Origin of the sequence: Yimella lutea, from assembly GCF_006715095.1 — a bacterium.
In the GTDB taxonomy this organism is placed as follows: domain Bacteria; phylum Actinomycetota; class Actinomycetes; order Actinomycetales; family Dermatophilaceae; genus Yimella; species Yimella lutea.
Window position 1 is genome coordinate 1,980,314 of the sequence record NZ_VFMO01000001.1, and the last position, 13,212, is coordinate 1,993,525.

The following is a 13,212-nucleotide window of genomic DNA, read 5'->3' on the forward strand; positions in this document are numbered from 1 at the left end:
CGATTCGTTCAGGGGGCTTCCGTGGTCATGGCGTCCGAGACGTCGCGGAGCCGGACGACGGGTGTCATCAGAATGGGCAGGACGAGGAGTGCCGAACAGATGGTCACGAGCCTGAGCGCGTCTTCCACACCGAGGCTTTCGCCCAAGAAACCGGCGATGAGCGCGCCGACGGCCGCCCCCCCGAACAGGAGAGTGCGGAATGCGGCACTCATACGGCCCATCATCGGCGTCGGGGTACACGTCTGGCGAAGCGACAGCTGGATGACGTTCGATAACCCGCTCCCGAAGTAGCTGATCATGAGTGTTGCGGCGAATACAGCCATTACGACGGACTTCGCTCCGTCAGCGAACGTCAGCGGCAAGGGGGCTGCGTACAGAGCAAGCATCGCGGCTCCGTACAGCGGACCGACGGGGAACCGGGCGAGGAGGCGTTTCGAGACAAGAGCTCCGAGCAGGGCCCCGACGGCCGATACGGAGAAGACCGTCCCGATTTCCGCCGGCGTCAGTCCGGAATTGCGGACCCCGTAGAGGAGGAAAAGTGTCGAAATACACGTCAACGACATGTTGGTGAAGGGTGCAATCAGAGCCAAAGGTCGAAGAACGGTGTGCCGGAAAACCAACGTTACCCCGTCGCTGAGCTCGCGGGTGAAGGACCTGTCTGGCGAAACCTCTGGTTTCTCCTCTGGCGCCCTTACAAATGCCATGGTGACCAGAGACAGGAGGTAGGAGACCGAGTCGACGACAAGGACCGTGATCGGCCCCACCCAACCGATGAGGAGTCCTGCGAGCCCCGGGCCCGCGAGGTCCGTGGTCGACTGGGTGACACCGAGCCTCTGGTTGGCGTCGACGAGATGGTCCCTGCGCTTCACCAGCGTCGGAATGTAGGACATCCACGTGACTTCGAACAGCACGGAGAAGACACCTACGGCGCCGGCGATCACCAGTAACACATGAACCGTCAAGAGGTCGAAATGCGCCAGAACGGGGACGGCGAGTAGGAGAAGCATTCGCAATGCGTTCGCGGTAATCATCACGGGCTTCTTCTTCCGCCGATCGACCCAGACGCCGAACGGTAATGCGAAGAACAAGTACGGGATGGTCTCGACGAAGCGCAGTAGACCCACCTCACCGGACGATGCTGAGAACACTGTGATTGCTGCGAGGGGGAGTGCCAAGAGGGTCATCTGCGAGCCGAGGAGCGAAACCCCTTGGCCGAACCAAAACTTCGTGAAATCGTAGTTCGAACGCAGAGTCGGTTCGGTTGGTGCCGTCTCCTCGGGGCGGCCGCTGCCAGCCGACTGTCGAGTCCGCTCACTCATCGTGGTTCACACCCTTGGTGGGTTCGGGACCACTGGCCAGTTGATGAACCTGCTCTGTCAACCACGACGCGAAAGTTGACGTTGTGAGGTAATCGGAATGGCCGCCAGCGAAGACGATGGAGGAGAACGGGCCGCTGCAGAATTCACCCCAAGCTTCCAACGCGGCCCTGTCGACGAGTGTGTCCTGCTCACCCCGACAGACGGTTGCAGGAATGGCGAGCATGCTATCGGCACCCCTCGGCTGCGTCCTGTAGTCACGTAGCAGTCGTAGGTCGTCCGCGGCTGTTTCACAGATGATGTCGGCCCATTCGGAGGACGGTGCCGACGTGAGCAGGTGTGGATCCACGCGGTCGAAGTACCGTCTGACCTCAGGCACGGTGACGGGCAAGCGCGAAGTGTCGTGCGAAGGTGACGCTGCACCTGCCAGGAACAGACCGCGGACGCTCGTACCCTCCGCCTCGAGTCTCATCGCCGTTTCCCAGGCGACGTATGCGCCATAACTGTGGCCTAGGAGCGCTACTGGCTGCCGACGACTCTCCGTGCCGCGGACTTGTTCCATGCAGTGGTCCACGACCGTACGGAACGACTCCGGTGGGTGACCGAAGGTTGCGCCGCGGCGGCCCGGGTAGTCGATGACCGCCGAAGCAAACGGCAATGAACGCCCCAACGTTGCGAACTCCGTGCCGAACGATCCTGCACCGGGAAAAAACAATAGATGTGTCATGTTTCTCCGTTCCCATATGCGCCAGATCTAGTTTCATCCGTGGCGGGTTGTCTCCAAGTCCTGGCAACCAGCTTGATCACAGCGAAAACACCTGCTGCTAGGCATAGGGAAACCACGAGTGACGAGGCTGCCAATACGCCCACCGAGATCACCGCGACGAGACTCAACAGGGTGACGAGCTTCGCTCCTCGACGGGGATTCAGGGCTGCGTAGGAGGCGGCACCCACGGCGTACAGCAAGAAGTAGATCCCGCCGGACAACACGAACAATTGCTCGAATGGCAGCAATCCAACGCACACGCTGGAGGCGATGAGCAGCAACGTTCCCCCGACGAAGAAGACTGAACGTAGTGGATTGCCAGTGGCTGTCAGAACTCCTAAGTGGCGCGGTAGATGGCGGTCACGTGCCATGCCGAAAACGAGCCGGGAGAGGGCAACAGCAGAGGCAAGAACGTTAGACAGGATGGCTGCCACCACGAACCCAGTCACCAAGTACCGTCCCACGTCGCCCCCCAAGACCTTCTGGGCGAGAAGCAGGAGCGGTGCCTCCGTCAAACCCGGATCATCCGAGGCCACCACCGAGAACAGTGCGAGCAGAATTAGTGCGTAAACGGTCGTGACGATCACGTAGGAGATGGCGAAGATGCGGGGGATGAGGTCCGGTCGGGCATGCTCCTCGAACGTGAACGCGACAGTCTCCCACCCGGTGAACGCAACGAATACAGCGGCGAGAGGCGCGGCGACCGATTCTCCGGGGAACGACAGGTCGGGGCGAGGCGAGTCGGCGGAAGCAATGGCCGCCGTGCACACCACAACGACGACGATGCACAGCGACAAAGTCAGCCCTGTCTGGACTCGCCCCGACACCGTGGTGCCGCTTGCTGCTACGCAGATCGCTGTACCGACAAGGACCAGCGGGATGAGCCACTGCAGGGCCGGCTCGTCAGTGAACTGCGCGGCGTAACGTCCGCCGGTCAGGGCCGTGGCGGGTATCCCGGTCGCGAGGGCGATGATGGCGAGTACGCCCGACGTAGCACCCAAGGGACGACCGAACGCCAACTGCGAATAATGAGCCACGCCGGACGCGGAAGGGAAGGAGCGACCCAGCCACGAGTACGCGACTAGCAGAGGCGCCACGCTCAACGCCGCGATAGCCCACGGGATCCACGCCGAGCGATCCAGGCTGCTGTACGTCAATCCGGGCAGGATCATGATTCCGCTGCCCAGGACCGTCCCGAGCGCGATGAACGTGGCGGTTACCCCGTTGAGCGAGCGGCGCAGCTCGTGAGTTCCCGCAGCCGTCATGCCAGTTCACCGAAGAGCGACATGATCGTTCGCCGAAGAACCGGAGCACTGGCTTCGTTGATGGCATGACCACCCTCACAGATTGTCCAACCGAACAACCCGCATGACCGGCGTGACCAACCTTCGCAGTCGCCCGGGGTGATGAACGGGTCCCCACGGGTCGACAGAGCGTGGAGCGGAACACAGTCGGTTCGCTCATGGATCGCCCCAGCCACTCTGTCCGCGACAGTAGCTTCGGCTCGTAGGTTCGTGGCAACTTCCTCAAGCATGTCCACGTCGTCGATCAATTCTTGCGGGAAACCCTCAGCCCCGAGTAGCTCGCCAATAGCACTGTCCGACAGGGCTGACATGGTCGGGATACGCCCGTCCCGTCCGGGGTACGGAGTGTTTATGACAAGAGCTCCGACCCGAACATCCGGGCTCGTGGAACGGAGCAATGAAGCAGCGGTGAACGCCGACAGGCCGCCCATGCAGTGACCGACCAAGACGAGCCGGCTGTTGCCGTCCTTGGCAATTTGTGCACGCACGATGTGTTCGAGGCCGTTGTACCACCGACCGGTGGTGAAGTCGTCGATCGTCGGCGGGTTGGGCAGTTCGAGCAGCGCGCACCCTAGTTGGTCGGCAATCTCACGGCTGGAGTCGAGCGTGCTGCCGCCCGCACCCGCAGCAGGGAAGAATCCGATGATGTCGTTTGGCTTGATCATGGAGAAGTCAGCTCTTCCGGGCAGGAATGACCTCAACCTGCAATTCGGTGAAGCCGAGCATGAAGTTGGAGCGAAGACGGCGGGGCGGCTCAAGTACTGCAAACTCTTTGTCCCAGCTACGTAAGGCATCCAAGAACATTTTGATCTCGAGTGTGGCTACCGGTGCACCGATGCATCGGTGGACGCCGGCGCCAAACGCAATCTGCCGGTTGTGAGGTCGGTCGATGACAAACTCGTCCGGTCGGTCGAACACGTCCGGGTCACGGTTTGCCGCCATGTTCCACAGGGTTACGAAGGAGCGCGGAGGGATGGTTGCCTCACCGAAACTCACCTCGTTGAGACTGAGCCGCTGTACGTAGGTGTTCGTTGACGTCCATCGCAGGAACTCCTCCGTTGCGAGGTCGAGATCGGCCTCTCCACTCGTGACTTTGCTCCACTCGTCAGGGTGTGCGTCAATCGTATGGATGCTCAGGCTCGCGGTATGGGGCGTGGTTTCGTTGCCGCCGACTGCGACGTTGAGACCGTTCAGAAGTGCAACATCCCGGGTCATTTCACCCCGTGATACACACGAGGCGAGAAAGCCGATCATGTCGCTGTCGTCGCCGGTCCGTTGGCGCTGCCCGATGAGGTCGTCGATGAAGTCTAGGATCTCCTGCTGTGCATCTACGAGCGAGTCCAACGGTGCGGCGCCGCTGTAGTTGGCGTCCCGATAGCCGATCATGGTTCGGGTCGCTTGAAGTAGCTCCGCGGCGTCAGCTGGCCCGACCCCGAAGAGCACCTCCAGGACGCCCTTCGGCAACTCCGGTGCAACGTGCGTGGTGAAGTCGATGTGGTCACCGACGCTTAGCCCATTCAAACTGGTGGCAATGTTCCGCGAAACGGTGCGACCGATGGACTCAATCATTCCGCGATTGAAGCCGCTCTGTTTCACCGGCTTCTTAATCCGTCCGTGCGCCGGCTCATCAGCCACGATGAGCATCCGACCGGAGGCCGTATCCTCCTGCGGGATGAACGACCCGTCGATCATCGTTCCGTATGACGAACTCAGGTTTACGTGATCGATGTATGCGTCGCGGACGTCCTCGTAGGTTGTGAGGGCGTAGAACTCATATCCGTCCGCCCGCCGGTGGAGCGACACGGGACTTTCTGTGCGGAGTTCGTTGAGATACGCCCACGGGTCTTGGTCAGCGAAGAAGTCGGCTGAGTAGAGTGGGCTGTCGTCAACCGTTCTCACGGATTTCCTCAATTCGTTGTGCGATACCGGTCGGAGTCCGTCCGTTGAAGAAGGCACTGGCCGGGACTGGAAAGCCGAACTTGGTCTTTAAGTTGGCCCGACAGCGGAGGATGGAGAGGGAGTCAACGCCGGCTGAGTCGAAGATGTCGGTGTCAGGCGTGACGTCACGGTTCGTAACGGCTTTGATGCACTCGACGATCTCTTGGGCCGAAGGTGTGCTGTTCGCAGGTGTTGAGGTTGTCATTGCGGGTTTCCTCCTATACGGTGGTGTTATATGTCTCGAACAGGGCGCCCTCATCGACTTTGCCGCCGCCCCTCAGTGGCAGGTTGTCGACTAACTGGACGTGAATCGCTGCCGAGTAGCTTCGGACGACGTTCAGCAGGTCATCCGTAGGGGTTCGGGCATGCGGTTGCCGGTCGAGGAGGACCACGAACGCCACGGTCACATGGTCGCGCTGCAGTAGACGGCAAGCGCTCACGCCGGGCACGGTGAGAACGTGACGCTCCAATTGGCCCGCGTCGATACGGTGACCATTGACCTTCACTTGGCGGTCCCTCCTACCGACGAATACCAAATCCCCCGTTGGCGCAACTGTGACAAGGTCCCCCGTCGAATAACTAGGATGTCCGTCCTGATCGAGGAAGCGCGTTGTCAATCTGCCGTCATCGACGTAGCCCGCGCACACGGTCGGCCCTTTCACGACAAGCTCGAAGTGTTCGGGCTGGTCATCCAAGGGGCGCAAGAGCTGCTGGACTGATGAGAGCGGTCGCCCGATCGGGATGGGCCCGTCAGCGTCACCTTGCCCGACGTCGTATCGGTGCGTTGCGAATGTTGCCTCCGTTGGGCCGTACAAGTTCACGAATCGACCGGGTAGCCCGGCCTCAGCGGCGCGGGAAACCACCGTCGTCCCGAAAGCCTCCCCGCCGCTAAAGATAGTGGGGAACCCCACCAGACATTCCGGTGCGGCATCGAGCAGCGTCGACAGAACCGCTGCAGGTAGCAGGACACGCCCGATGTTGTAGCGGCGGGCAAGATCCGGCCAAGCGAAAACGTCGTCGTTGACACCGGGTAGGCAAACGACGGTCCCACCTTCGGTCACGGTTCGCCAGGTATCGAACCACCAGCCATCGAAGGCAGGTTGCGCGAAGCTTGCCGATGCGTGGCCCACACGCGCTGTTGAAAGGGAAGGATCAGCCCAAGTGGCTAACAGGTTCTTGGCAGTGACCGCCACCGCCTTTCGTGCGCCGGTACTCCCGGATGTGAAGTTCACCGCAGCGATGCCCGTGGGGAAATGCGCCTCGTCGGGCGCAGGTTTCCGTATCTGGTCGTAATCGATCCGCGCCTCGACATCCGACGGAACAGAAACCACCGTGTCTGCGCCGACCTGGCCATTTTGCTCAGCGCTAAGAGAACCATCGTCGGTGACGAAGATTCGACCGAGGCGCCAGACTGCAAGCTGTGCTGCGAAGTAGCCCACCTTGGACCCGGCTGAGACCTGCACCACCCGCGACTGGGGTGGGATCTGCTCCCGGATTCGGTCTGCGACCGCGGAGACGTGGCGCCAACTGTATTCACAGCCATCCTCCACCCAGAGGGGGAGACCACTTGCCCACCGTCCGCCGTTGATGACGTCGCTCCATGGCCGGCCGCTCATGTCAACCCCAGTTCGTCGATGAGCATGCTGATGCTCGTAAGGCTGACTGTCACGTCCCATTTGGGGTTTGTGGATGCAAGCAGCGCATCAAAAACGTCCGAGTTGAAAAGTCCACAGTCGGCCACGAGCGCCCGCCACCGTTGGGTTGTTCCCGGATCCAAGTCGTCGAATGAGTACGCGGTGAAACCCTGCTTTGGGCGATTCAGGACGGCTTGGGGGATGAGCGATCGGTAAGCCGTTCGCAAGCACTGCTTGCCCTCGAAATCGGACACTTTCGCTGTGTCCGGCGTGCGGAGCGCGTATTCGACGACGGCATTCGCGAGAAACGGGTACCGGCCCTCCACCGAGCTCGACATGAGCATGGAATCACCGTGGTCGCCCAGCAGGTGCCCGCACAGCTGGATGTACACGTCGCAGATCGATCGCATCTGCAGCCGCGTCAGGGAAGTCAGCTCGTGGTCACTGAATGGGATGAGCCGATCGCAGTGGAACTCGCGGCCCCGCAGCGATTCCATGGCGTCCGGGACCAAGCAGGTCTGCAGTAGCTTCTCCCGCACCTCCCAGTTGGCCTCCCAGGCGAAGTCCGCCCGTCCCCATGCCTTTTCGTTTCGGCTGTCTTCAGGAGTTGTGCCGAGCACTCCGTCGAAGACGTAGGAGTCATACCCGAAGAACAGTTCGTCGGCGCCCTCCCCGGAGATCACACCCTTGACGCGGTGTCTGTTCGTCATCTCCGAGAGCATCCGCGATGCCACGTTGTACGTTTCGCGTTGCGGGTAACAACAATGACGCACCATGTCCTCGAACTGTTGTGCGATGTCCGTCGGTGTGCACTGCACTTCGTGGTGCTCTGTTCCCAGAGCGGCCTGGACCTCTCGCTGGTACCTCTGCTCGTTCAGGAGTTGGTCCTCGCCGAACGCGACGGAGAACGTTTGCAGGGGCCTGTCGATCAACCGGGCTGCCTCGGCAGCCAGGATCGTCGAATCCAGCCCTCCGCTGAGGTAGGCGCCGATCTCAACCTCGGCGTTCAGTCGCGAATCGACGGCCGCCTGAACCGCTTCCCGAACCCCTCCAAGAGGGCGCCCTTCCTGTCGGAAGTCGCCGTAGCGCCAGTACCGGGTCGTTCTGGAACCCGAGTGAGTGGCAGTAACGACACAGCCCGGGGGAACGGCACACACTCCCTCCACGATTGTGCGCGGCGCAACGATGTTGCCGAGGGACAGGTACTGGTCGACGGCTGTGAGGTCGACGCGACGACTGTTCGGTGCGTGCTTGACCAAGGGACGCAGTTCGGAACAGAAGTGAAGGTGCCCTCCATTAAGGACGTAGTGGAGTGGGCAGATGCCGAACCGGTCCCGGGCAAGGTGCAGCGTCCCAGTCACCCGGTCGAAGATGACCGTTGCGAACTGGCCGTCAATTCGTTCGAATCCCAGTGGGCCGTACTGAGCAAACAACTCAGGAATGACGGCGACGTCAACCCTGTTGTGGTCCTGTTGAGCGGTAAGGGCCTGGTCCCAGAGGTCTGCCGCGTTGTAGATCTCACCGTTGGTGAGCGCGACGTACCGGCCGCTCCGGTCTTCTGCTGGTTGCCACCCATCGGTCAGCCCGTTCATTGCTAGACGGGCCAGTTTGATCGAGATCTGCGGGGTACTGAACGAGTAGGTTTCGTCGGGTCCCCGGTGCAGGAGCGCATTGTGCATTGCGGAAACGATTGACCGATCTGGAGTTCCTCCGGTGGAGAAGGTGCCGCTTAGTCCGCACACGTCTGGACTCCGTTCCTTTGCATGAGGGCGTCACCGAGCGCGGCGACATCCTGGGCACGCAGCACATCGCGGACCCCGGCGTCGTGCCAGCCAAGACTGCGCAGTTTGTTGACCAGCGCCAGGGAGCTCGCGGAATCTCCGCCAAGGTCGAAGAAGTTGTCCGTCGGCCGGACGGCCGGGGCACCGGTGATGGCTGCTACATACTGCAGGAGGGTGTCCATCGGTGTGGATGACGTGCCGGTCGAATCGAGCCGTTCGCGTCTACCGGCAGCTAACGCTGCGATGTCCACCTTCCCGTTGCTCGTGTGCGGAAGTTGGTCGACGCGTTCCAGCACGGACGGCACCTTGTAAGGATCAAGAGTGCGGTCCAGATGGGCACGTAGATGCGTTGGGTCGGCATCTCCCGCGTAGTAGCAAACGAGGGCGTCGTCGGTGCGTTCTCGAGCGTCCAGGCCTTCGGTGACAACGGCTGCGTCCCGGACCGATTCGAATCGGCACACCGCATGTTCGATCTCGCCGGGATCGATCCGGTAGCCGCGAACCTTGACTTGGCGGTCCGACCGTTGGACAAAGCACAGACCGTTGTCGGTCAGTTCGACCATGTCACCGGTGCGGAACTCTTCATCGAACGTCTCGACTCCGGAGGCGGTGAGGTAGCCGAGGGCGACGCTGTCACCGGTGATGACGAGTTCACCCGGCACACCTTCCACCGGCCGTGAATGGTCCGAATGCGGACTTGCGACGAGCACGTCGCAGTCGCCGACAACATCCCCAAGTGGTATGGACTGCCACTCTTTGCGACCGTCCAAGGGTCTTGTGAGGAGATTGCAAATGGTGGTTTCGGTGAGCCCGTAGGCGTTGTGGAATCGCGCGATGGACGACCAGCGAGCGATCGTGTTGGGCCGGCACGCCCCCCCGCCGTTGATGACCCGCTCTAGTGACATCTCCGGGGTGGGATCTGTCACCGTCAGCGCGAAGGGGGTGGTCTTCAGGTGCGTGATGCGGTGACGCTCGAGAGTCCGTTGCAGCGGGTCACCGGGGGCGAGTTCGTCTTCGGCGACGATGACAAGGCAGGCACCGGCGCTGAGAGTCCACAGGATCTCAGTGAGACACCCGTCGAACGTGAGGCGCGCGAACTGCAGCGTGCGGCTCGCTCCGTTGACTTCGAGGCGATCGACGTGGTCGTGGATGATCGTGGCGAGCGGTGTCGATCGGACGAGAACACACTTGGGTTGCCCTGTCGACCCGGAGGTGTAGATCGCGTAGGCAACGCCGGTGGTGTCGAACCGGGTGTTGCCGCCTGGGTGTGCTTCCCACTTCTCGGGAACTGGCCCGACGATGGGTCGCCAACCTGACGGTTCGGGTCCGGTGATGAGGGCAACGCCTAGCAGACCCACTTTCTGGCGGTTCGTGGCCGTGCTATCGCGATCGTCCAGAATGACAAAGGGGCGCCGGGCACGGAGCGAGGCAACGATAGCGATGACCGCTGCCGGTCCGCGTTGGCCGAGGATGCCGACGAAGCGGCCCGCAGGACAGGTCGTTCGAAGGGTCTCAGTGAGGTGCTCGATCGCTGCCTCGAGTTCGACGTAGGTGATGCGACGTTCGGCGTGTTCGATTGCTACCGCATTGGGGGTGCGGTTCGCGGTATCCCGGATGTGTTCGGCTAGCGACAGGCGTTGGGGTGGCACGGCGACAAGCTCCAATCGACGAATCTTGGATGGTTTGGTGTCAGAGTGATTTCACGAGTCCGCCATCGCACCGCAGGCCCGAGCCGGTGATGTATGAGGCCCGGGGTCCGGCCAGGAAGCTGACGAGCTCCGCGATTTCGCGAGGTTGCGCGTATCGGCCGAGCGGGATTCCGCTCTCGACGTCCTTGCGGACTGCCAAGGGGTCGCGGCGCTGCGTGGCTGCTGTACTCGCGTCGATGGCGCGCACTCGCTCGGTGTCGACCTTTCCCGGCATGACGTGATTCACGGTGATGCCGTGACTCCCGAGATGGCGGGCAAGTAGGGCGAGGTAGGACGCGAAGGCTGCCCTGGCCACGGAGGAGTCCGCCAAGTCATCGATCGGTGACGACAAGGAGCTTGAGGTGATTGCGATGTATCGCCCGGTGCCCGCTGCCTTCATTTGGGGCATCGTGCAGGCGACGACGCGTTGGAGCGACAGCACCATGAGGGTGAATGCGGCCTGCAAACCTTCAGGGGTCGTATCCTCAACCCGGTTGGGGGCGGCACCGGGTGAGTTGAGGATGACGATGTCGAACGCACCCAGTGGTTCGAGGGCGGCGGCGATCTGCGCTGGCTCGCGCAGGTCGATGCCGAGTCCGGTGTGCCCCGTTCCCGGTAAGCGAGCGGCTGCTTCTCGCGCACTCGCCACTGTGCGGGCCACGATCGTCACCCGACTGCCGTCTCGGGCCAAACAGTCGGCGACCGCTTTGCCGATCCCGCGAGAGCCGCCGAGCACGAGTGAGTCGGTACCTGCCAGGTCACCCACGGTCGATCGCTCCGGCCGTGATGGGATGGCTGAGTTCGCCTACGCCATCGACTGTCGCCGTGACCACGTCGCCGTCGGCGAGAGGAGCTGCTCCCGGTGTGCCGGTACAGATCACTGTTCCGGCGGGTAGCGTCCGACCAGCGGTGAAGTACTCCACGAGGAATCCACAGTCGTACTTCATGTCAGCCACTGGTGCCGACGCCACGGTCTCCCCGTTGAGGCGGGTGCTCACCGTGAGGGACATGAGCTGGTCATCGCTGAGATCAGCGAGCGCAACGAGGACAGGCCCGATACTGCAGAACGAGTCGAAACCCTTCGCCCATGGGATGTGGCGAGGATTCTTGCGGATGGCGTCCTCGGCGGTGAGATCCAGAACGACGGTTACCGCCGCTACAGCGGATCGCCAGTCCGAGCGCTTCACGTTCTTGCAGGATTGGCCTAGGATGAGCCCCAGTTCGGCCTCAGCCGTGACGCGACTCGACTGCGGTGGCAACATGATCGTTTCGCCGTTATCGATCAGGCATGTTGCTGGTCGAAGGTATGACCCCGGTCCGTCGGAAGGCTGGGCGGCGGCAAGGTCTTTGGAGTGGCCACGGTAGTTCAGGCCTGCTCCCCAGATGGGCAGCCTTCGGTCCGCCAAGGTGGGTGCGTGCGCCAGGTCGACCCGTAAGGCAGTGACCTCATCCAAGCGGCGAGTTACTCTTCCGGAGATGACGGGCTCGGTCGTGATGGCCGCAAGCAGCTTGACCGGGTTGTCAATGGTTCGGTCGGTGAGCGACGAAACCGAATACCAGGAGTTCGCATACAGGACCGCGTAGTCGGTGCGGTGATTCGACTTTCCGGGGAGGCGGGTGAACTTCATTGCGGTACAGCTGCCTGCGTGTCGCCGGACGTCTGGGGCAGCGAGACTGACCGGCAAAGTTGTTCAGCCGCGCCCCGGATGTGCTGCGGCCCCGGTGCTTGCTCCGCCAGATTTGCGGCTGTCTGCATGAGGTCGGCGGGGCGCACGTTGGCATTTGCGGAGGCTTCCTGGATGAGTGGGAAGAACCCGGAGTGCATGCCGATGACGGCACCGAGGACGTGCATCTCGCGGTTCTCCGCGATCACCGTCATCTCTTCGCGGCAGAGCTCGGCTAAGGGAGCCAGTTCCTGGTACCGGAAGTGGTCGCTGTCAAGAAGGTTGATGATTGCTGCGAGGGATTCCGTTGACGCGTTCCCTGACCCCCGACCGATTCCGTTCAGACACCCGTCGGCGATGGTAGCTCCGGCGAGAAGTGCGCTCAAGCTGTTGATGTTCGCCAGCCCCAGATTGTCATGACCATGGAAACCGATGACGGGGAAGAGTTGCTTGACAGTGGATACGTAGCGGTCCACATCGTCGGGGATCATCGCTCCGTAGGAGTCGACGACGTACACGCCGGCCACTTCCGCGGGAACGGTGTCGAGCAGGCCGGGGAGTTGTTTCGGAGCGGTGGAGCTGGTCTTCATGAGGTTCAGGTAAACGTTCGGACATGAGTCGAGCGCTGCCAGTAGGTAGTCGGTATTGGCGGGGACCTTTTCCGGCTCCATTCCGACACGGATGAAGGACATCCCCTCTGATGAGAGGCTGGCGATCGTTTCGATCCGGGTGAAGTCGGGCTGTGCGAACATCCCCCACGGTTTGCCGTTGAGGTGCGACTGCGCAAGCTCCGCCCACTGGGCGTGGTGAATATTGCCCGGCTTCGCGCCCTTCCGCTCGGCCTCCAAGCCGAGACCGTGGCCGATCTCGACGAGGGGAATCGCGCTGGTGGCTAGTCCGTCGAGGAGTTCAGCAACGAATGCTTCTTCGAACTCGAAATCGACAGCGTAGGAACCATCTCGTAGCGTGCAGTCGAGTATCTGAACTTGGTCCCAGTCCGTCTCGACTTCGATTTTGTGAAGCATTTCTTGAGTCCTTCGTTCGATCGTCAAGCGATGGAATCGTGGATTATTGAGGGAGTGGCCCAGCAGTTCTGGACCGCACTGGCGGGGTCGTGATGC

The 13,212-nt window shown here is 61.9% G+C and carries 12 protein-coding genes; all 12 read right to left on the reverse strand.

What is annotated here, in order from left to right:
• Window positions 1-8: 8 nt before the first annotated feature.
• A complete protein-coding gene (locus FB459_RS09485; RefSeq protein WP_141928291.1) occupies window positions 9-1,319 on the reverse strand; it encodes an MFS transporter in 1,311 nt (436 codons plus the stop codon).
• Window positions 1,312-2,043, reverse strand: coding sequence for a thioesterase II family protein (locus FB459_RS09490; RefSeq protein WP_141928292.1), 732 nt, complete (start codon window positions 2,041-2,043; stop codon window positions 1,312-1,314). The genes FB459_RS09485 and FB459_RS09490 overlap by 8 nt, the downstream gene beginning before the upstream one ends.
• A complete protein-coding gene (locus FB459_RS09495) occupies window positions 2,040-3,347 on the reverse strand; it encodes an APC family permease (protein ID WP_141928293.1) in 1,308 nt (435 codons plus the stop codon). The genes FB459_RS09490 and FB459_RS09495 overlap by 4 nt, the downstream gene beginning before the upstream one ends.
• Window positions 3,344-4,051, reverse strand: coding sequence for a thioesterase II family protein (locus FB459_RS09500; RefSeq protein WP_170221822.1), 708 nt, complete (start codon window positions 4,049-4,051; stop codon window positions 3,344-3,346). Before FB459_RS09500 ends, FB459_RS09495 begins: the two co-directional genes overlap by 4 nt.
• A 7-nt stretch (window positions 4,052-4,058) precedes the next feature.
• On the reverse strand, window positions 4,059-5,285 hold the full coding sequence (locus FB459_RS09505; RefSeq protein WP_141928295.1) for a cytochrome P450: 1,227 nt from the start codon (window positions 5,283-5,285) through the stop codon (window positions 4,059-4,061).
• Window positions 5,272-5,583, reverse strand: coding sequence for an acyl carrier protein (locus tag FB459_RS18235; protein ID WP_141928296.1), 312 nt, complete (start codon window positions 5,581-5,583; stop codon window positions 5,272-5,274). Before FB459_RS18235 ends, FB459_RS09505 begins: the two co-directional genes overlap by 14 nt.
• Window positions 5,543-6,790 (reverse strand): AMP-binding protein, encoded by a 1,248-nt coding sequence (locus FB459_RS09515; protein WP_170221827.1) that lies wholly within the window; start codon window positions 6,788-6,790, stop codon window positions 5,543-5,545. Before FB459_RS09515 ends, FB459_RS18235 begins: the two co-directional genes overlap by 41 nt.
• 146 nt (window positions 6,791-6,936) lie before the next feature.
• Complete coding sequence (gene asnB / locus FB459_RS09520; protein ID WP_246092403.1) at window positions 6,937-8,637, reverse strand: asparagine synthase (glutamine-hydrolyzing); 1,701 nt, start codon at window positions 8,635-8,637, stop codon at window positions 6,937-6,939.
• A gap of 50 nt (window positions 8,638-8,687) precedes the next feature.
• The gene (locus tag FB459_RS09525; RefSeq protein WP_211345166.1) at window positions 8,688-10,388 is read right to left on the reverse strand and encodes a non-ribosomal peptide synthetase; all 1,701 of its coding nucleotides are present in this window, start codon (window positions 10,386-10,388) and stop codon (window positions 8,688-8,690) included.
• Window positions 10,389-10,428: 40 nt separating this feature from the next.
• The gene (locus FB459_RS09530) at window positions 10,429-11,193 is read right to left on the reverse strand and encodes an SDR family oxidoreductase (RefSeq protein WP_170221829.1); all 765 of its coding nucleotides are present in this window, start codon (window positions 11,191-11,193) and stop codon (window positions 10,429-10,431) included.
• Entirely contained in the window at window positions 11,186-12,055 is an 870-nt protein-coding gene (locus tag FB459_RS09535; protein WP_141928300.1) for a fumarylacetoacetate hydrolase family protein, read from the reverse strand. Before FB459_RS09535 ends, FB459_RS09530 begins: the two co-directional genes overlap by 8 nt.
• A complete protein-coding gene (locus tag FB459_RS09540; protein WP_211345167.1) occupies window positions 12,052-13,143 on the reverse strand; it encodes a beta/alpha barrel domain-containing protein in 1,092 nt (363 codons plus the stop codon). Before FB459_RS09540 ends, FB459_RS09535 begins: the two co-directional genes overlap by 4 nt.
• Window positions 13,144-13,212: the final 69 nt, after the last annotated feature.